We start from the raw sequence: 20040 nt of genomic DNA on the forward strand, positions 1-20040 counted from the left end.
AGTATCTAAACGATCATAAGTATGGAAACGCTGAGGGTTCAGATCTCTGGACTGCAATAGAGGAAGTGTCAGGTAAACCGGTGAAGAGGGTGATGGAGTACTGGATAAAGAATCCGGGATACCCTGTGATAACGGTCCGCAAAGACGGAAAGAAATTCAGATTCACACAGGATCGCTTCTTCCTTGATGGGACGAGGGGGGAAGGCAAATGGCCCATACCCCTTACGGTGATCACCGGATCAGGGAAGAAATCCATATTGATGGAGGACACTGCCGAAGTTGAGGATCTCATCAAGGTGAACGCTAACAATAGCGGGTTTTACAGGGTGGCCTATGACTCAGAATCATTTGCAACAGTGATGAAGAACTATGATAAGCTGAGCAACCTTGACAGATGGGGAATAATAAGCGATCTCTATGCATTCCTCATCTCCGGAAGGATCTCTGTGGATGACTACCTGTCCAGGATAAAGGGATTCCTTGATGACACCGACCACCTTGTTGTGGAGGAGGTTTCCTCGCAGCTTACAGGCCTTTATCTCCTCAAACCGGAATCCAAGAAAATAGCGGAATTAGCCTCATCATATCTCAGATCACAGGTTGCGAGGCTAGGAGATAAGAAGAAGGGGGAGGATGACAAGATCTCCAAGCTAAGAGGCATAGTAACGCAGGATCTGGCCATGGTGGACGACGCCTTTGCAAAGGATCTTTCAAGCTCGTTCGGCAACCTGGCAGCCGATCCTGACCTCGCCCTTGCAAGATCCATAGCCGTTGCAAAAACGGCTGGAATTTCTGAACTGGCCAAGGCAGCCAATAACTACAGCGATGACGAGATCCGCGTGAGGATAATTGCCGCCATGGGATGGTGCAATACCACGGATCTGAAGAGCGTTTTTGGCCTGATAGATGACGGAACAATAAGAAAACAGGATATGCTGTACGTCTTCAGCACCATGCCGTCAAATCCAAATGGCAGAGATTTCTTCTTCTCAAACATCGATCGGATCGTTGCGCTGATGGAACATGCATTTGAGGGCACAGGCTACACAAGCAGGATACTTGAAAATGCCATACCCTACATCGGCCTCAGCAAATACGATGAGGTGAAGAAAAAAGCAGAACAGATAAGGAAACCAAGCTACAGCGTAGGTATTAACAAAGGTCTTGAAACTCTGGAAATTGTAAGAAAGTTATATAATAAATTATAAATTTATTTCATATATTTTCTGGCATCGTCTTTGGCTGCCTGTGGAGAGCATAAACTATTACCTCAACCACTGCAACGACAACCAGGTTTATCAGAAGTGCGGTGAATCCCACGAATATGAATCCCATGGATGATGGCATAAGAGTCGTTTTGATTATGTTGTACTTGAAGTAAACGAAGTTTGAGTAGACCTCAAAGTATATACCAGAAACTATACCGGCAAGCCAGCCGGACACGACTGCGTATTTCTCCAGATGCTTTACATACATGCCCAGGAAGACTGCTGGCAGCGTCTGCAGTATGATTATTCCACCTATCAGCTGCAGGCTTATGGAGTATGTTTCCGGCACTATGAAGACGAAGGCCAACGCTAAGAGCTGGAAGAATACCATAGATAGCTTCGCTATGAAGGTTTCACGCTTTTCCTCAAGCTCTCTGCCAAGATACCTTATGACATTTCTTGTTAGGAGCGTGGCTTGTGACATTGACATTATTGCCGCCGGTACTAGACCACCGATGAATATTCCCAGAAAGGCAAAGCCGGTGAACCATGATGGCGTTACGGACGCTATTAGCGTGGGTACCACCATCGCACCGTTGTTATGATAGGTGATGTTAAGCATATGGTAGGCTGCAGGAACACCGTATATTATCACTCCGAAGAGCGCCAGAAATGCGAGCCCAATACCGTATATCGGAAGCAACGCCGTGCTCAGCCTCAGCTTTTGCGCAGACATGGAGCTCAGGCTACCGTTTATCGCATGTGGATAGAGGTAGAGAGCTGCCGCACTCATTATGAAGAGCGTCCAGTATGCGTTGTAGAATTTAGGAGGAAGATCAGCGTACACAGGCTTTATTGTGAAGGCTTCGTGCAGGGCTGAATGATACGCCACGAATACCGTAACGATGACAACGATAACGGTGGTGAATATTATTATATCCTTCATCACCGCTGTCAGCGAGGTACCCCTCAGACCGCTTGTGTACGTGAATGCTATCAGCACTATTATTGCAAGCACCAGCGCTATATTGCTGGCTAAATTCACATTTCCACCGAGCGGAGTGAGCATACCTGTGAGTATGGCCCTCATTCCTACTATCTGAAGCGCTATGTATGGAAGCTCAGCCACTATTCCGGTCAATGCTATGATCATGGCCAGCGCATTGCTGTTGAATCTATCGCTGACGAAGTCTCCGGCCGTTACATAACCGTTCTTCTTGGAGAGAGTCCATAATTTAGGCATGGTGATCATGGCTATGGCGAAGGCAAGAGATACATAGGGGACAGCGAAGAAGTATATGGAACCCACCGCGTACATGGAAGATGGTACGGCGATGAATGTGTAGGCCGTGTATAGATCTGCGCCTACCAGGAACCACACAAGGAATGTACCGAGCCTTCTGCCGCCCAGAGCCCATTCGGGTAGCTGGTTCAGGTTGCCCTTTCTGAAGTTCTTTGCAAGGAAGCCGACCGCAACGAATATGACAAAGAACACCAGGAATACCGCTATCTCAACGTAGTCACTCATTGCTTCACCTCTCTATCGAGTATGTAGGCCGCTATGCCGAAGAGCAGAGCAGAGATTCCAAGCCACAGGGTCTGATACCAGTAAAAAAATGTCAAACCACCTATCTCCGGATTAACCCTGTTGTACGTTGGTATGGCAAAATAGACTATAAACGGGATAACAATAAGTATACCCGCTATCAAGTATTTAGTGTTCATCGATAACATATGATCATAGCAATATTTAAATTTTGGCTAGAGAATACTTTTAATCTACAATTATTTACTAATCAATTTTACAATAATGAATATAAAAATAGTTCATACATTATTATTTATGGAAATTTTATATATAATATGAAAAAACTTGCTAAGTATATTTCATACGACACTTTTAGATTGATAAAAAAAATATTAAATAAAAATTATAAAGTCTTTCATTCTATTGAGATTCTCCCATTTTCAATCCTGACTTGATTTCCATTTAAGGTAGGAGTCATAGAACCGAATCCATGCAGCACTATAAATTTCACGCTGACAGGCCTGTCTGGATTCATCCTTATATCTCTGCCGTCAAATTCGATGTCCACCTTCACATCATCGTTGCCGCTACTTATATAGAAAGTGCGCTTAGCCCTTCCTGATCCAAGGTACAGATGCACCTCTATACCGTTGTTTTCCCGCAATATGGCTGATCCTTCTCTGACAAATATTGGAACTGTGCTTAGATTTACACCGTACGTAATATGACCCTCAACGACGCTGTCATTTGAAATATCATACCATCTTCCAGATGGCAGGAATACCTCCCTGTTAATCACATGATCTTCAACTACCGGAGCTATAAGGAGATCATCACCCATCATATATTCATCATCTATGGACATGGCAAGCGTATTCTTAGGATCGGCCCAGAATACCGGGCGAAGGATCGGTCTGCCCGTGATAGATGAGGATATCGCCTCGCTGTATATCTGCGGGACAAATGAATGCCTCATCCTTATCACGTCAATTATCTCCCTTTCGTGATCGCCGAATGCCCATGGCTCACGCCTCTTCGATCTCTTATCTGAATGCACCCTGTAAAGCGGGAAGAAGAGCGAAGCCTGCAGCCATCTTATGAAAAGATGCGGAGTGGGGGAACCCGTGAATCCCCCGATATCGCATCCGGTCAATGTTATGCCGGACATGGACATGTGAAGTATCGTCACTATATTCTGCTTAAGCTCCTTCCATGAGGTCTCAGTATCTCCAGTCCATATCCATGAATACTGGCTTATTCCAGCCCATCCGGATCGGGAAAGTATGAAAGGCCTTTCGCTTCTGGAGAGGTGATCGAATGCAGCCTTATCCATATAGTAGCCGTATAGGTTGTGCACCTCCTCATGCCTGCCTATGCTGTGAACCGCGGATCTGGGCATAGTGTTGTCTCCCCATGCAACGAATATTGCAGGTTCATTCATGTCATGCCAGAATCCTGATATGCCCATGGATCGCATGAAATCGTACTTGGAACTGTACCATTCCCTTGCGCCTGCATCTGTGAAATCGGGAAATGCCGCCATTTCTGGCCAGACAGGAGCGTACATGACGTTTCCGTCTGGATAGCGCACAAAATAGCCATTCTTTAAACCTTCTTCGTACAGATCGTATCCAGGCTCCATCTTAACACTGGGCTCCATTATGGTTATGAGACGCACACCATTCTTCATCATGTAGTCGGTGAGCTGCTTAATGTCTCCAAAACGCTTCTGATCGAATGTAAACATCTTAAAGCTGTCCATATAATCTATATCCAGATATATAGCGCCAAGTGGTATTCCGCGAGATATGAAGCCATCAACAACGTCTCTGACCTCCTTGGTATCCATATAGCTGTACCTTGACTGCTGGAACTCAAAGGCCCAGTATGGAGGCTTGTACGGCTTTCCGGTTATCTCCGCAAACCGTGAGTATATTGAATCAAGATCGCCCGTGATTATGTAATATTCCAAGGGTTTTGATCTGAAGGATATCGACAGGCGCCTCTCGTCAGAATAACCAACATCCACCGTGGAATCCCCTGCATTCGCGTAAAAGATAAGCACAAATCTGCCCTCATGCCCGTGCAGCATTACTGGCGCATTGAGATACAGAGGATCGCTATCCGGACCGTATGATCCGTTTGCGTCATGGTTCCACAGCCTATATACGTGACCAATCATGTTCAGCGGTGCGGCTTTCTCTCCGAGGCCGCTTATTATATCTTCTTCGCCTATTTCAAATGAATGTGTTATATCGCTTCCAAACGATGGAAAAAACTCGTGATGCAGCACCACACCCTCGGGATCCGCCACCGTAAGCCCATCCTTCTGAAGTGATACGACATTTTTTCCGAACAGGTATCTCTCCCCGTCCTGTATGGGCTTCACGAACGACGGATCGCTTATAGGCAAGGCGGGTCCATCGGTCCATGTGAATTTGAGTACACCATTATCCGTACCCTGTATCCTCAGAACATATCCATCGAATTTAACGATCAGGCTATCGCCTTCCACCTGTGTTGATCTCAGTTCACCTAGTTCGGGATACCTAGCATCCCGCAGAAACATTGAGTCATATTTATCCCTGGTAAGAGAATAATTGACAACATCCATAAACATCGTTTCGCTGAAGGTGTTCAGAAAACCTTTGATATCGTCAAGCAATTGCATGTATATCGTATGTGTAGCATAAAGATTTATTAATTTTTTACTAACATTAATAGTATGTTTTTAAGAAAATAACTGCAGGAGAATCTAATCCTGCATCCGTATCTGTCTGAGGCTCACTCTAGCCATGCGTTCGATCTGGCGCACAGCGTCTTTCTGATTTTCCTCCACTATGCTGAATGCACGACCATCTGACCCCAGCCTTGCAGTTCTTCCCACTCTGTGGACGTAAACCTTGGGATCGTCTGGCAGATCAAAGTTTATTATATCTGTCACGTCGCGGATGTCTATGCCCCTTGCGGCAACGTTTGTCGCAACAAGATATTCCACCCTGTTCCTGAAGAGGTACATGGCTTTTTCTCTCTGGCTCTGGCTCATATCCCCATTGATCATGACGGCGTTGTAACCCTTGTTTAGAAGAAAATCGCAAACCATCTTGGTACCAGCCTTTGTCCTTGAGAAGATTATTGTTTTCTGAGGACCATATGTTTTCAGGTAATTCTGCAGTGCCTGAAGCTTTCTATTTCTCTTCGTTATCGTGTAATAGTGGTCAATTTCTTTAACCGTGACCTCGTCAGAATCGACCATTATCGTAGTTGGATCGTGCATGAAATCGCTGGCCATCTCCACGATCTGCTCCGGCATAGTTGCCGAAAGTATGAACGTCTGTTTCTCCTCGTTGAGGAATGACATGATCTTCCTGATATCGTCTATGAAGCCCATGTCCAGCATGACGTCTGCCTCATCCAGTACGAAGTATCGTATAGCTGATAGGTCCAGAAACCCGCGATCATGAAGATCAAGTATTCTGCCCGGAGTGCCAACAATGATATCGGTTCCCCTTTCCAGAGACTCTATCTGCCTTGCCATTGAGGATCCACCATAGATGACTGTGGATCTTATCCTTGATCTGCGCCCCAGTCTCTCCGCGACTCCATTTACCTGTATCGCCAGCTCCCTCGTGGGAAGCACAACAAGTGCTCTTGGCTTTCTTCCGCGCCCTATCATGTTAAGTATGGGCACGAGGTAAGCAGCGGTCTTTCCAGATCCAGTCTTCGACCTTATGATGAGATCCTTACCATCGAGGGCAGGTGACATTGCCTGTTCCTGTACAGCCGTCATTTCAACAAAACCAATCCTTTCAAGATCTGCTTTCAGATCATCGTTTATATTGCAATCTTCGAATTTCGACATATCTATTCCAACCATTCGACAAAAGCCCGCGAATGGCAAATTTATAAAAAACAACATCAGCGACCTTCGATGAAATCAAGGAGACAGCCGGGATGCTGGATTTTTAAATATCCCATTTGCGCACTTTTAACTTTCTTAGTATGATGAACATATATATGACCTTTGCCATCGCGATCAATCAAAGCGGATAAGGCATTTCGCATGTTTCGTTATTTATATTTCTATTCCATTTTATATATAGAATTATTTTTTTATGTAGAATATGATAAATATAAATATTGTCAGAATAAATTTATATTGCATCTTCAACTTATTCATATCGATGTGAAATGAACGGAGAGAACGTGTACCTCGTCGACTTCAAAAGGACCGCATTTTCAAGATCTAGGCCCAACGACCCTGAGCGAGATGTCTTTAATTCCATACGGATGGACGAAGCTATGGCAAAGCTCATCAACGTTGTCATCGATGAAACCGGTATCAAACCGGAGGAGATAAACGACGTGATAACAGGATGCGCGCTCCAGATGGACGAGAACTGGACATATGGAGGCAGGCATCCAATACTGCTCGCAAACTTACCAGACAGCGTACCTGGAATGGCTCTGGACAGGGCATGCTCATCATCGCTCAATGCGATAACCATTGGTGCCATGGAGATAATGACCGGAAACTCGGACATAGTTCTTGCTGGCGGTTACGAACACATGACGCATGTACCGATGGGAAACAGCCCATTTCTCAAGCCAAACATAAAGCTCATGGTCAGGCCAGAGTATATGCATTACGATATGAATACCGGTTATTCAATGGGACTAACCGCAGAAAAGCTCGCCGCCCTTAGGGGGATAACAAGGGATGAGATGGACAAATATTCGTTGAGGAGCCATCAACTTGCCTCAAAGGCGCTAGATGAAGGATATTTCAAAGGCGAGATAGTGCCCATAGAGGTCGAGATAAATGGCGAAGAGAAGGTCATCGATACTGATCAGAGCATCAGGAAGAACACCTCACTTGAGGATATGAAGAAGTTGAAGCCAGCATTCAGAGATGATGGCGTCATAACTGCAGGAAACTCATCACCGCTTAATGCAGGAGCTTCTTTGACACTGATCATGTCCGAGAAGAAGGTAAAGGAATACGGTTTAAAGCCAATGGCGAGGATAGTATCATTTGGCTGGGCAGGCGTTGACCCTTCCATAATGGGTGAGGGGCCAGTACCCGCAACGAGAAATGCACTGGCGAAGGCCAAGATGGATGTATCCGACATAGACCTGTGGGAGATAAATGAAGCGTTCGCGGTAGTGGTACTAAACGCCATGAAGGAGCTGGGAATAGAAGAGGATCGCGTCAACGTACACGGCGGAGCTATAGCGATAGGCCATCCCCTTGGAGCAACTGGGGCAAGGATCGCGGGTACCCTGGCAAGGATCATGAACGAGAAGAAGAAGGACTACGGTGTAGCAACGCTGTGTGTCGGCGGAGGACAGGGTTACTCCGTTGTTTTTGAGAGGTATTGATATGAATTTCGAACTTGATGAGGCGCAGAGGGAGTTCAGGAAGAAGGTAGAGGATTTTGCCAGAAGAGAATTCACCGAGGAGGAGGCCACGAAATACGATCTCCAGGAGAAATATCCTGAGGAGGTTGTGAAGAGGATGCTGAAGGAGGGGGTTTTTGATTACTCCAATCCCTGGAACATCCTTGTGGCCACTGAGGCACTTTGCAAGTATGATGCCGGCATGGGAATATCCATGCTTGTGCCGTTCTTCGGAAATGAGGTCATAGCCCTTTTTGGAAATGACGACCAGAAGAAAAAATACCTAGGCAGGGTATTTTCCGGTCAGGCCAAGATGGGTCTCGCCGTTACGGAACCGGGCGGTGGAAGCGACGTGGCAAATATAAAGACGACAGCTGTCAAGGAGGGCGATCATTATGTACTCAACGGATCGAAGATGTTCATCACTAATGGCGACATAGCGGATTTCTTTGTACTGCTTGCAAGGACATCGGTGGAGAAGAAAAAGCACCAGGGAATGAGCGTATTCATCGTGGAACGCAACTTCGAAGGCTTCAAATCGAATAAGATCCACGGCAAGCTGGGAGTCAGGGCAACGGATACTGCAGAGATAACTCTGGAAAATGTGAAGGTTCCAGCCGAAAATCTTGTGGGCGAACCTGGAAGGGGCTTCTACTACATAATGACCTTCTTCGATATAAGCAGAGCCTACGTGGCGGCGCAGGCCCTTGGAATAGCCGAAGGCATCCTGGAGAGAGCCGTCAACATACTCCAGAAAGATGGGCCCATAACGTCGCAGCCAGAGCGCGTCCAGTTCACCATAGCCGATATGGCAACACGCATTGAAGCGGCAAAGCTGCTTACCTATGAAGCGGCCTCATTCATATTCAACTTCAATCCAAATCCGGCCGTGACAAGCATGGCAAAGGCCTACGCAGCTGAAACAGCCGTATACGTATCGAGAAAGGCCATGGAGATCACGGGCATAGACGGCCTCTCCTCAAGCATAGAGAGATCGTTCAGGGATGCAAAGATAATGGAGATATGGGAGGGCACAAGCGAGATAGAAAAACTGGTCATAGCCAGAATGCTCAAGGTGGGTGATACCCAATGATGGAAGAATATGAAATACTGAGGAATACCGTCAGAGAATTTTCCAGCAAGGAGATCGAAGCGGTGTCCAAGGATATAGAGATAAACGGCATACCGAGATCTCTGAAGGAGAAGATAGCGGCTCAGGGCTTTCTGGGTGCAACCCTTCCCGCTGAAAAGGGAGGATCAGGACTAGACGAGAAAGGGTATATGATAATACTGGAGGAGACCGCGAAGGCATCCCCCTCAGTGTCGATGTGGATATTCCTCACAAACCTGTACCTGAAGATCCATCCGGACGCCAACGGCAAGCAGGACATATTATCCGGTAAGATCGATGTGACCGTCGATCTTTCTCCATACTATCTGCGCAGCAAAGCACAGCCTTTGAAGGTGGCGGGCGGCAAGATAAGCGGAAAGCGTGCGAACGTTATTAATGGAACGGCTTCGTCGATAATAGTCAGCGATGGAAGCAGCATATATGCGGTCGGATCCGGCATGCACGCTGTTAACAAGAACCATCTCGGCCTGCGCGGTATGGATCTTTCCGATGTTGATTTCGATTCGTCCACTTACGAGAAGGTTGGTTCAGAGGAGAAGCTCAGGACAGAACTGAAAAACTCTGACGGCGAGATAGCGGCCATCTTTCTTGGAGTTGCCGATGGAACAATGGCCAAGGCAGCGGACTATTCCAAGGTGAGGACCGCATTCGATCACCCGCTTAAGGATTACACCCCCATCTTCGATGAGATCGTAGCCGCAAGGACGCAGATAGAACTGATAAGGTACTATCTTTACGGAAACCAGGGCGAATATGCAAAGGCCTTGAGCAAGATAAAGGCCAAGGAGATTGCACTTCTGGCTACGAGAAGCTCATTGCAGATACACGGCGGCTACGGATACATACACGACTTCGGGATAGAGAAGTACTATAGAGACGCAATGGCTTTGGCAGTCTACTTTGGCGACGATTCATGGGAGAACGGGATCATCTCTGAGGTGGTGATAGGAGAGAGAGGAGGAATAATTTAAGATAATTATATTTTATTTTTATCTATATATATAATATGTACCCATGGATTTTGAGCAGAGGTCTCCCTTTCCGTCTATAGCCTCCACATCGACATACGCTATATTCTTCCCTATTCGCACCATGTTGCTTCTGAATACCACCGGCCCTATGCCTATAGGCCTTATGAACTCCGTGCTGAAGTTCACGGTAACCTGATTTATCACCGATCCATAGGTCAGAACTGTGAGTCCGCCAACTGCGTCTGAGATCGCCATTATGGCGCCGCCGTTCATGATGTTGCCTATACGCATGAGATTTTCTCTCAACGGTACGCTTATCTCTATGGATCCTTCCCTGATGTAAGATACTTCAAACTCTATATTCTTGAGGAATCCATCCATGGCGAATATCTTCTTGAGGTCTTCACCATCAAACATTGCTCCTGTATTCTTTGATTCAATAAAGCTTTATGATCTCATTATCGCATATCTTTTTTGAAAACAAATATCTTATTTCTGGATATCTAAACATGTGATTTTTTCTACATACAGTCACAGAAAATATATTATCATCAAATGCAATATAAAGATATGGAATATAGATACGAACTCACCATAGATAAGCTTCTCCAGAGCGGTGTATCATCAAACCCTGCACAGAAGATAAATTATACAGGACGAAGGGAATTCACCTTCGAGGAATTCAGCAAAAGGGTCGAAAAACTCGCAAAGGCCCTCATCTCAATAGGGGTGAAGAAAGGGGACAGAGTTGCAGTCATCGATTGGGATACATATGTTTATCTCGAGGCGTATTTCGCCGTTCCGATGGTGGGTGCTGTTCTCCATACGGTGAATGTTAGGTATCCGCAGGATCTCATATACTACACGATGGATCATGCCGAGGACAAATACGTCATCGTGAGGGATGAATTTGTTCCCATCCTATCCAAGAACAGGGAGGCGTTCTATTTCATAAAGGGCTGGATAGTGTATTCCGAGACAGGCCAGATCCCTGATTCGCTCTCTCCAAAGTACGTCTACGAGGATCTCATGAAGGATTCCTATTCCGATATAGAACTTCCGCAAATATCGGAAAACGATCTGGCCACAACCTTTTACACCTCCGGCACAACCGGTATACCCAAGGGGGTTCAGTTCACTCACAGGCAGATTGTGCTCCATTCTATTTCATCTGGTCTAGCTCTGGGTGATGACCCAATAAACCTAACCTCTAGAGATACCATAATGCCGCTTGTTCCCATGTTCCACGTGCATGCATGTGGCGTACCATACATGTCCATACTGGCCGGAAGGAGATACGTACTTCCTGGAAGGTACGATTTCGATCATATAATCGATCTAATCGACAAGTACAATGTGAGCGTAATAGCAATGGTACCTTCGATCCTCTATCTCATCGTCACGAATCCGAACGTGAAGAAGATAGCAGGACGCGGAATAAGAGCCATTGTCGGCGGCGGTGCCCTGCCAGAAGGTAGATGACAAGATGAACGATGTCCCGAAGGACGAGAAGACCATAGGTGAGATCGTTGTAAGATCCCCATGGCTCACCAGCGTATACGTTAAGAACAACGAAGGCACTGAATCATTATGGCGTGGAGGCTGGATGCACACTGGCGATCTTGCTGTGATGGATGAATATGGATACATACGCATCGTTGACAGGGAGAAGGATGCCGTCAAATCGGGCGGTGAATTCATACCATCGCTCGTACTTGAAGACGCCATAAGTTCTTGTCCTGGCGTGATTGAAAATGCGGTTGTTGGAAAACCGGATGAGAAATGGGGTGAGAGACCCGTGGCATTCTACACAGGAACGGCAAAGCCAGACGATATCAGAAAGCACCTCCTTGACATGGTCAATGCAGGTAGGATCGCCAAGTTCTGGATCCCTGATGATTTTATAAATGTGAAGGAGTTTGCCAAGACAAGCACGGGAAAGATAGATAAAAAGGTTCTAAGGGAAATGATTAAAAAATGATCATTTTCCCTGATAGTTTGGTTTTCTCTTGCCAAGAAATGCCGATATGCCTTCCTTGAGATCCTCTGTTCCGTAGAGAAGCCCCATAGAGATGGCTTCCATCTCAAGGCCATCATCCAGCGAGGTATTCGTGCTCCTCAACACGAGCCTCTTTGCCAGAGCGGCCGATATTGGCGCTACCCTTTCTGCAATTGTCTGCGCAAGATTCAGCGTATCGGAATCTATGGTGTCCTTGCTGAAGACCTTCGATACTATGCCCATATCGTAAGCCTCCTTTCCGGTGAACCTCTCGCCTGTCAGCACGTAATATGCTGCTCTGGACTGACCCACCGCACGTGAGAGCCTCTGTGTGCCTCCCCATCCAGGAACTAGGCCAAGCGTAACCTCAGGGAAGCCTATCTGTACATCTTCAGTTGCAACTCTTATGTCACAAGCAAGCGCCATCTCAAAGCCACCACCTAGCGTGTAGCCCTTCATCTCCGCTATTGTCACCTTTGGTATCTCGCTGAGCAGTTTGAACACGCGCTCACCACGTCTGGAAAATTCCATGAAGTCAAAGGTGCTGTTGAAGAATGAATCGAGCTGTGCTCCTGCAGAGAATACGGATCCGTTCCCCGTAACGATGATTACGCTGATGTCGCGGCTGTTCCAGAGATCGTTCAGGGCTTTCTCCAGTCCATCCATGACTGCTGCATTGATCAGGTTGTTTTTAGTATTGTTTATGCGGAGGACGGCTATCTTACCTTTGATTTCAGTTATCACCGGATCGCTTGAAGAAACGTATGAAGCCTCCTCCTTCTTCTCCTCTGCCTTAGGAGCGACCTGCATGGATATCACCGACTTCAATTTGCCCTCGGCTATTGACTTTGCAGGCTTGAATATCTCAACCCCAAACTTCTGATATAGCGATTCCAGCTTCGCTTTGACCTCAGCGTTCGTCAGGCCCTTTGCCACCGTTATGGGACCGAAAGGCCTGTTCATGCCCAGCTTAACACCCGTCTCTATGTCGTCCGGTGAAGCGACCCCGTCCTCTATGATTTTGACAGCCTCGTTTATCTCAAGAGCGAATATGTCCATGAGTTCTACGGCCTTTGTGGGCTTGGCCTCAGGTATCTGAGCCTTTCCGTTCACCCACCTGTAGAAGCCCTCGCCTGTCTTCAACCCAAGCTTCTTCTCATTGAACAGCTTGGTGTACACTTGGCACTTGGAATAATCAGGAGAAAGCTCCTTTGCGTAGTACTGGAGCGAATGATACACTGTGTCTATGCCTACATAGTCCATGAGCTCGTATGGCCCCATGGGAAGACCCTGGGATCTAGCGAACCTGTCAACCTCTTCAGGTTTCGCCAGCCCCTTATCTATAACCAGGCAGAAGTACAGTGATTCCGGCGCATTGATCCTGTTTACAACAAAACCAGGCGTGTCCTTGTACACCTTTATTGGCGTCTTCCCGATCTTCTTTGAGAATTCGAACACGGAATCGAAGACCTCGTCCTCAGTGTACTGGCTTCTTATTACCTCCACTAACTTCAGCACGACCGGTGGATTGAAGAAGTGCATGCCGACGACCTTACCCTTCTTCTTTATGCCTTCAGCTATCTCTGTGAGCCTTATGTTGGATGTATTTGTTGCGAGTATTGCATTATCCTTGGTGCTCTTATCCAGCTGATCGAAGACGCTCCTCTTTATCTCTAGTACCTCAGGAACGGCTTCTATGACTAGATCCGCATCCTTGACCGATTCAGGTATCTGTGTGAAGTAATGTATCCTGGAGAGCACCTCTTCCTTGTTTTTCAGCTTGCCAGAATTTACCAGCCTGTCCAGGCTTGCGCTTATGGATGCCTTCGCCTTGTTCAGAACCTCCTCGGATACGTCCTCAAGGTTGACGTCCAGGCCCGCCAGAGCAATAACCTCAGCTATTCCGTGCCCCATTATTCCGGATCCTATCACAGTTACGTTCTTTATCTCCATGATCTCACTTCGCCTTGCCCAGTACTGTAATCATCTTCTGCACGAAGAACAGGTCTCCAGAAACCGTGACCTTACCGCCCATGAAGGCAGAAAACGCATTTAGCTTCCCGGTTATTATATCGCTGAGCACCTGATCCGTGCATTTCACCGTAGCATCAGCCTTCTCTGCCTTTCCATCCGCGATGGATATTTTGCCGTTTCCAATTACGATCTGGAACGGACTGGCATCCGTGAGATCGATGTTGACGATCTTGCTGGATTTAGCGATATCCGACATGTCCTTTTCCGGAACCTTCACTATCATCTTATCTATGAGATCCTTTGAACCCATATTTATGTATAGAGCCAGACCCAATATAATTTTTTACGTTTAAATATCATGAACAGGAATTTACGATCTTTTTATTCAGAATATACAGATTATAAATTTCAAGATATATAATTCTTATTTCTATTTCGGAGCTCCAGTTTATATGTTAAAACATCTAAAAATTAGTCATTTTGCAAGGTTAGAGGTCTCATTCCTCATAGTCGCAGGAGGGGTTGGAACATCTGAAGACCTTTATCTCGCCTTTCTCATTGTAAACTGGTTCTAGAACACCTATGCCGCATTTGGGACATATGTGCTGATAATCCTTTGTACGATGCGAAAGCAGGATGTCCGTGATCGATGCTCTGGACAGATATCTTGACAGATCGGTCAGCGTGACTATTCCAACAACCTTTCCAGAGTCGTCAACAACTGCGCATCTCTCGAGACCGTTTTCACTAAGATAGGCTGCCACATCCTTAACATCGTAGTCATTTTTCACCTTAGGTATCGGCTTTCTCATGACGAGTTTGACTGGAACTTCATCTGGCTTCCTGTTCCTCGGTATGAAGCGTTTTATTATGCTGCGTTCACTCAATAATCCCACGTCATTGCCATTGTCGTCTTTAACGACTAGGCCGTAGAGATGGTTTTCATTCATTATCTTCACTGCATCGAATACCGTAGCGTTCCAGTTGACCGTTTTGAAATTTGAATTCATTATCTTCTCCACTTTCATAGGCTAGCGATGTTATGATTAAATATAATATTTTTCAATTAAAAATAAACGGATATTTCATAGTGAAAAAATTTCCAGACTGTCAGACAATACAATTTTTATCAGTTTTTGGAGGAAAAGTTTATGAATAAAGAGAGTCTACATATGAAGATAAAATGACCAGATTCGTGCTCGTATCTGACACCACACTTAGTTATGAATACAGACATTTTCCACTGCTGGACTTTCTACCATGTGCCCCTGGAAAAGCGATACCCGGGCCAATATACCGCTTTCTGAAAGGCCCAGAACCTCCCAATGTCAATGGTATAGTGAAGTATGCACCATACGCCATAAGGAAGATAGAGGCGTCACTTGTCAGAGCTTTCGGAAGAGACAGCGTAGTGGTCGTCGATGAGGATTATCTGGGCGAATACGTTGACGAGAAGACGGAAGTGATAGGAGTATCCACCATGGATCCGCTTGGCCTTGGACCAACAACGATGTCCTATTATGCGCTGTTTGGAGGAGATCTGGACGCCTGGGTCAGACGCGAATGGGACAGCCTTATGGAAAAGGTTAACAAGGCGAGGGAGGGCAAGAAAGCCAAGCTGATAGTCGGAGGCCCTGGAGTATGGGAATTCACCATATTGAGGGATGAGATCGACAAGTACAAGGTGGATTACTATGTGCAGGGAGAGACGGACGATGTTGTTGCAGAGCTTTTCAGGCAGGTAGCCGAAGACAACATCGATAAGCAGATGTTCTTCAATGGATACATGAGCTATGATGAGAATTTCCATAAGGTATTGAAGAAGGACGAAAAATTCCTAGCAAGGGGAATAACACAGTCAGCATATCCAAGGCTTGAGGATATACCGGAGATTATAAACCCATCCATGAAGGGCATGGTTGAGGTGATGCGTGGATGCGGAGTAGGCTGCGATTTCTGCGAAGTCACGCTCAGACCGTTAAGATACATGCCGCTGAACATGATCGTGGATGAGATAAAGATCAACGTTGCAGGAGGCGTAGATAACGCTTGGCTGCATTCTGACGAAATATTTGGTTACAAGCATGGCCATTTCTTTGAGCCAAACGAAGAAGCGCTGAGCGAACTGTTCTCCACAGTTATGAGTGTTCCAGGCGTTAAAACCTCAAATCCAACCCACGGAAGAATATCCATACCGGCAGGATACCCGGAGATGATGGAGAAATTCTCAAAGATACTCAAGGCTGGCCCTAGGAACTGGATAGGTATTCAAACTGGACTTGAAACCGGCAGCGAAGAGCTGGCAAAGAAGCATATGCCCAACAAGACGCTTCCGCTTAGGATAGGCGTAGACGGATCCTGGCAGGATATCGTATGGCAGGGAGTGGCTGTTGAGACCAAGTATTACTGGAGATCTGCTTTCACCATACAGGTTGGGCAGGAGGGTGAAACGCCTGAGGATCTCTGGGACACGATCGCGCTGATCAACAAGCTCAGCAACTCCTATGTTGACGGCCGTCCATTCGAGTTCACCGTGACTCCGCTCGTTAACGTGCCACTGGGAAGGATCAAATCGAAGAAATTTAATACCAGCATGCTGGATGTGAATGGCCTGGCAGTCTATTACGCATCCTACAGGCATCTTGCCAAGATGGCGGCAAGAGACGGATTCAAGGATGCCCATGGCAACGCTTTCCTGAAGCTTGCCACCGGCGGCCTCATCTCCTTCGGAGGAAGGCTGATGATGGACTTCATAGAGAAGAAGGCCCAGAAAGCAGGCGTGGACATAGATAAGGTAAAGAGATGGGGCGTGGAAGGAACTGATGAGATAACTTCTCTGGCACAGTTCGCCAGAGCCTGAACCTACCACCATATTTTATCAATTTTTTGTAAGGTGGCTTTTGCCTTAGATGTTGCAACTGATATACTGAAAACTTTTTCATATATGCGGAAATAGAGACGCATGAAATATGTTAGACTGGGAAATTCTGGAACGATGGTTTCACAGGTGGCAATAGGCACCTGGCATCTGCCTGGATCTGGCAAGTATCATCTGGATGGTGTTGAAAAAGTAGATGAGGCTGAGTTCTACAAGATAGTTAGAAGGGCCTATGATGTAGGGATCAATTTCTTCGATACTGCAAATATTTACCATGGCAGAGTTGAAAAGAATGAGGATCATATAGATCATATCGGCAACTCAGAGAGAATTCTCGGTAGAACTCTGAAGGGATACGATAGAGAATCGATCGTGGTTGCCACCAAGGTCAGAGGACCTGTTTCCACCTTTCCAAATGGGGAGGGGCTGTCTAGGAAGCACATTATGTGGCAGATACGAGAAAGCCTGAACAGGCTGGATATGGACTACGTCGACCTGTATCAGATACACTGGCCGGATCCGAATACACCGCATCTTGAAACGATGACCACGCTCAGCCATCTAGTTGATCTTGACATGGTAAGATACACGGGCGAGAGCAACCATTCTGCTTCAGACATCGAGGACTTCATGAAGCTATCGGAAGACCACAGGCTGCATTCATTCGTGACGATGCAGGAGCCTTATAACATACTGCAGCGCGATATAGAAAAAGATAAATTGAAGGTGGCGGTTAAATACGGACTGGGGCTTCTGGCCTATATTCCGCTGGCGCAGGGCGTTCTCACAGGAAAATACCTAAAGACCCCTGAATCCGGATCGAGATCCTCATACTATCCAGAGCTCATAGAGTTCAGCAGGAAGAACGAAAAGGTGGTTCGAGATCTTCTAGAGATAGCCAAGGAGAAGGATATAACTGGAAGCCAGCTTGCCATAGCATGGCTCATCAAGCGTTCTGAGATCGAGAAGATTCCCATAATACCACTCCTTGGTGTCACGAGAGAGGCTTATCTCGATGAGAATCTGGCTGCGCTTGACGTGAAGCTGAGCGACGACGACATGAGGAGGATCGATGAGATAACATCATGCGTAGTGAAATGAAATCTCATTCATTTATCTTTGATACTCTTTTCAACAGGGCCTCTTCAAGCTTTGGCGCAACCCTTATTATTCCCAGATGGGATAATGCCTGCGGGAAGTTCCCGAGGAAATCTCCAGTTTTCTCGTCGATCTCCTCAGAGTAAAGACCCAGGTGATTTGCCTTCTCTATGATAGACTCCAGAGCCGATCTGGCCGCCTTTAGCCTCTTCATCAGGATCAGATCCTCGATGTACCAGAATGTGAGCATGAGGAATGAACCCTCGTCCCCTTTTAGCCCGTCATCCTCCTTGTATCTTCTGAACAGATAGCCATCCACCATGAGCTCGTTCTCGATGCGCTTCATGGTCCCGATGAATCTCTGATCGTTGGCAGGAATGAAGCCGAGTATGGGCAAGCGCAGCAATGATGCGTCCACATTCTTGGATCCATAATACTGAACGAAACTGCCGGTTTCCGAATCGAATCCCTTGCTGACGACATCGTTCCATATCTCGTCCTGTATAGTCTTCCATCTCTTTATCGGTGCACTGAGCCCAAGATCCCTGGCTATGGCTATTGCGCTGTCGAATGCGGCCCATGACATGACCTTCGAATACACATACTGCTTTGGTTCTGTCCTGAATTCCCATATGCTTGAATCAGGATATTTCCAGAGGTACTCGATCTTGGCCATCATCTCCTCCACAAAGTCCCACAGGTATGAATTGACGACTCCTCCGGCTTTTTCCATAGCATGTATTGCCCTGACTATGGAACCGTACTGATCGATCTGCAGCTGATCGACTGCCTTGTTTCCTATCCTCACAGGCTTCGAACCGCGATAGCCCTCAAAATCAAGCTCTTTCTCCACGAGATCATCCGAGTTGTCTATGCTGTATATGGTCCTGATCTTGTTCTCTCTGGATATGACGTCCATCATATCGTAGAGGAACGATACCGCCTCTCTCTTATAGCCTATGGAGGCCAACGCCTCTATTACATAGGCTGTATCCCTTATCCATGTATACCTATAGTCCCAGTTCCTCTCGCCGCCTATGGCCTCCGGAAGGCTCGCGGTTGGAGCCGCAACCATCATTCCAGTCGGCTCATAGAACAGAACCTTCAGGGCAAGTGCGGATCTCATAACCATGCTGTGGTACATGCCCGCATATGTGGAGTTTGATGCCCATTTCCTCCAGTAATCGGTTGTCTCCTGCAGGCGGAGGTATGACTTGTAATCTGTTGGGCGATAGAGATGGTGAATGCCGTAAAGTGCAACGAACCACGATGAACTTCTCGGATCCATATCTATATCCGCATACACGTGATCCGCATTCCTCCTCAGCTGATACTCACTGGATATGCCTATGTTCTCCTTCTCGGTGCTGAAGATAAAGCCATGCTGAACCCTCTCTATCAGTGGCCTCTCGGTAGCGTAGTTGAACGTTGGTTTGAAGTCAACCGTTATGCGAACTGGATCGGAAAAGGTCTCGACGAATCGGTGCACCTCTGGAAAGCTTATCTTTCCGTATTCAGAATCCGGCATGAAGTCCGTCAGCCTCAGCAGAACCTTTCCATTCTTTATGAATTCCGTCACAAGTATGTTGGTGAGTTCCTTGTAGTACTGATCCACGTAAACATCGGCAGTATCTGATGGATAGATCGCAAAATAGCCTCCCTTCTTCTTATCTAGAATGGATGAGAATACCGCAGGAGAATTGAAGTTCGGAAGGCAACCCCAATCTATATAACCGTTCATCGCCACGAGCATGGCTGTACGGTTATTGCCGATAAAACCGTGGTACTGTATCTTTGGATAACCATCAACAGTAATATCACTATATTTAACGAGACCATGAAAGGCCATAGT

17 protein-coding genes are annotated in these 20040 nt (G+C 46.6%); 8 read left to right on the plus strand and 9 right to left on the minus strand.

Annotated elements, in window-relative coordinates; genetic code table 11:
* A partial coding sequence (locus Q0C15_RS07300) for a M1 family metallopeptidase (protein WP_297217856.1) occupies positions 1-1208 on the plus strand: 1208 nt, incomplete at its 5' end.
* Between the two features lie 7 nt (positions 1209-1215).
* Here the strand turns inward: Q0C15_RS07300 and Q0C15_RS07305 are convergent.
* From Q0C15_RS07305 to Q0C15_RS07320, 4 genes are all read right to left on the minus strand, one after another.
* Positions 1216-2736, minus strand: a complete 1521-nt coding sequence (locus Q0C15_RS07305; RefSeq protein ID WP_297217859.1) for a sodium:solute symporter — start codon at positions 2734-2736, stop codon at positions 1216-1218.
* Complete coding sequence (locus Q0C15_RS07310) at positions 2733-2933, minus strand: DUF3311 domain-containing protein (protein ID WP_110640299.1); 201 nt, start codon at positions 2931-2933, stop codon at positions 2733-2735. Before Q0C15_RS07310 ends, Q0C15_RS07305 begins: the two co-directional genes overlap by 4 nt.
* Before the next feature lie 218 nt (positions 2934-3151).
* Positions 3152-5407, minus strand: coding sequence for a glycoside hydrolase family 31 protein (locus Q0C15_RS07315; protein ID WP_297217862.1), 2256 nt, complete (start codon positions 5405-5407; stop codon positions 3152-3154).
* An 84-nt stretch (positions 5408-5491) separates the two neighbouring features.
* Positions 5492-6613 carry a DEAD/DEAH box helicase gene (locus Q0C15_RS07320; protein WP_297217865.1) on the minus strand — a complete coding sequence of 374 codons (1122 nt, stop codon included), beginning with the start codon at positions 6611-6613 and terminating at the stop codon, positions 5492-5494.
* 314 nt (positions 6614-6927) lie between these two features.
* Here Q0C15_RS07320 and Q0C15_RS07325 point away from each other — a divergent pair, with 314 nt between their 5' ends.
* From Q0C15_RS07325 to Q0C15_RS07335, 3 genes are read left to right on the plus strand one after another with little or no spacing between them, the layout of a single operon-like run.
* Entirely contained in the window at positions 6928-8118 is a 1191-nt protein-coding gene (locus Q0C15_RS07325) for an acetyl-CoA C-acetyltransferase (RefSeq protein ID WP_110640292.1), read from the plus strand.
* A 1-nt stretch (position 8119) separates the two neighbouring features.
* Positions 8120-9229 (plus strand): acyl-CoA dehydrogenase family protein, encoded by a 1110-nt coding sequence (locus Q0C15_RS07330; RefSeq protein WP_297217870.1) that lies wholly within the window; start codon positions 8120-8122, stop codon positions 9227-9229.
* A complete protein-coding gene (locus tag Q0C15_RS07335; RefSeq protein WP_297217872.1) occupies positions 9229-10239 on the plus strand; it encodes an acyl-CoA dehydrogenase family protein in 1011 nt (336 codons plus the stop codon). Before Q0C15_RS07330 ends, Q0C15_RS07335 begins: the two co-directional genes overlap by 1 nt.
* 18 nt (positions 10240-10257) lie before the next feature.
* Here Q0C15_RS07335 and Q0C15_RS07340 read toward each other — a convergent pair whose 3' ends face one another.
* On the minus strand, positions 10258-10656 hold the full coding sequence (locus Q0C15_RS07340; RefSeq protein ID WP_297217875.1) for a PaaI family thioesterase: 399 nt from the start codon (positions 10654-10656) through the stop codon (positions 10258-10260).
* Between the two features lie 153 nt (positions 10657-10809).
* Between Q0C15_RS07340 and Q0C15_RS07345 the strand changes: the two genes are divergently transcribed.
* Entirely contained in the window at positions 10810-11721 is a 912-nt protein-coding gene (locus Q0C15_RS07345; protein WP_297217879.1) for an AMP-binding protein, read from the plus strand.
* Positions 11722-11725: 4 nt separating this feature from the next.
* Complete coding sequence (locus tag Q0C15_RS07350) at positions 11726-12220, plus strand: AMP-binding protein (protein WP_297217882.1); 495 nt, start codon at positions 11726-11728, stop codon at positions 12218-12220.
* On the opposite strand, the gene Q0C15_RS07355 is transcribed toward Q0C15_RS07350, so the two are convergent.
* The 3 genes from Q0C15_RS07355 to Q0C15_RS07365 form a co-directional block, all read right to left on the minus strand.
* Positions 12221-14191: a 3-hydroxyacyl-CoA dehydrogenase/enoyl-CoA hydratase family protein gene (locus tag Q0C15_RS07355; protein ID WP_297217885.1), complete on the minus strand. Its 1971-nt coding sequence runs from the start codon at positions 14189-14191 to the stop codon at positions 12221-12223.
* Between the two features lie 4 nt (positions 14192-14195).
* Entirely contained in the window at positions 14196-14522 is a 327-nt protein-coding gene (locus Q0C15_RS07360; protein WP_297217888.1) for an SCP2 sterol-binding domain-containing protein, read from the minus strand.
* A gap of 187 nt (positions 14523-14709) precedes the next feature.
* The gene (locus Q0C15_RS07365) at positions 14710-15240 is read right to left on the minus strand and encodes a CBS domain-containing protein (protein WP_297217891.1); all 531 of its coding nucleotides are present in this window, start codon (positions 15238-15240) and stop codon (positions 14710-14712) included.
* Between the two features lie 155 nt (positions 15241-15395).
* Between Q0C15_RS07365 and Q0C15_RS07370 the strand changes: the two genes are divergently transcribed.
* On the plus strand, positions 15396-17072 hold the full coding sequence (locus Q0C15_RS07370; RefSeq protein WP_297217894.1) for a radical SAM protein: 1677 nt from the start codon (positions 15396-15398) through the stop codon (positions 17070-17072).
* 102 nt (positions 17073-17174) lie between these two features.
* Positions 17175-18191, plus strand: a complete 1017-nt coding sequence (locus Q0C15_RS07375) for an aldo/keto reductase (RefSeq protein WP_297217896.1) — start codon at positions 17175-17177, stop codon at positions 18189-18191.
* A 4-nt stretch (positions 18192-18195) separates the two neighbouring features.
* On the opposite strand, the gene Q0C15_RS07380 is transcribed toward Q0C15_RS07375, so the two are convergent.
* Positions 18196-20037 carry a glycoside hydrolase family 15 protein gene (locus Q0C15_RS07380; protein WP_297217899.1) on the minus strand — a complete coding sequence of 614 codons (1842 nt, stop codon included), beginning with the start codon at positions 20035-20037 and terminating at the stop codon, positions 18196-18198.
* Between the last annotated feature and the right edge of the window lie 3 nt (positions 20038-20040).

Origin of the sequence: Thermoplasma sp. (genome assembly GCF_023256435.1) — an archaeon.
Taxonomy (GTDB): domain Archaea; phylum Thermoplasmatota; class Thermoplasmata; order Thermoplasmatales; family Thermoplasmataceae; genus Thermoplasma.

Bases quoted from the DNA above. Each gene is read 5' to 3' on its own strand.
- Q0C15_RS07305 (WP_297217859.1), bottom strand. From the start codon at position 2,736: ATGAGTGACTACGTTGAGATAGCGGTATTCCTGGTGTTCTTTGTCATA.
- Q0C15_RS07310 (WP_110640299.1), bottom strand. From the start codon at position 2,933: ATGAACACTAAATACTTGATAGCGGGTATACTTATTGTTATCCCGTTT.
- Q0C15_RS07315 (WP_297217862.1), bottom strand. From the start codon at position 5,407: ATGCAATTGCTTGACGATATCAAAGGTTTTCTGAACACCTTCAGCGAA.
- Q0C15_RS07320 (WP_297217865.1), bottom strand. From the start codon at position 6,613: ATGGTTGGAATAGATATGTCGAAATTCGAAGATTGCAATATAAACGAT.
- Q0C15_RS07325 (WP_110640292.1), top strand. From the start codon at position 6,928: ATGAACGGAGAGAACGTGTACCTCGTCGACTTCAAAAGGACCGCATTT.
- Q0C15_RS07330 (WP_297217870.1), top strand. From the start codon at position 8,120: ATGAATTTCGAACTTGATGAGGCGCAGAGGGAGTTCAGGAAGAAGGTA.
- Q0C15_RS07335 (WP_297217872.1), top strand. From the start codon at position 9,229: ATGGAAGAATATGAAATACTGAGGAATACCGTCAGAGAATTTTCCAGC.
- Q0C15_RS07340 (WP_297217875.1), bottom strand. From the start codon at position 10,656: ATGTTTGATGGTGAAGACCTCAAGAAGATATTCGCCATGGATGGATTC.
- Q0C15_RS07345 (WP_297217879.1), top strand. From the start codon at position 10,810: ATGGAATATAGATACGAACTCACCATAGATAAGCTTCTCCAGAGCGGT.
- Q0C15_RS07350 (WP_297217882.1), top strand. From the start codon at position 11,726: ATGAACGATGTCCCGAAGGACGAGAAGACCATAGGTGAGATCGTTGTA.
- Q0C15_RS07355 (WP_297217885.1), bottom strand. From the start codon at position 14,191: ATGGAGATAAAGAACGTAACTGTGATAGGATCCGGAATAATGGGGCAC.
- Q0C15_RS07360 (WP_297217888.1), bottom strand. From the start codon at position 14,522: ATGGGTTCAAAGGATCTCATAGATAAGATGATAGTGAAGGTTCCGGAA.
- Q0C15_RS07365 (WP_297217891.1), bottom strand. From the start codon at position 15,240: ATGAAAGTGGAGAAGATAATGAATTCAAATTTCAAAACGGTCAACTGG.
- Q0C15_RS07370 (WP_297217894.1), top strand. From the start codon at position 15,396: ATGACCAGATTCGTGCTCGTATCTGACACCACACTTAGTTATGAATAC.
- Q0C15_RS07375 (WP_297217896.1), top strand. From the start codon at position 17,175: ATGAAATATGTTAGACTGGGAAATTCTGGAACGATGGTTTCACAGGTG.
- Q0C15_RS07380 (WP_297217899.1), bottom strand. From the start codon at position 20,037: ATGGCCTTTCATGGTCTCGTTAAATATAGTGATATTACTGTTGATGGT.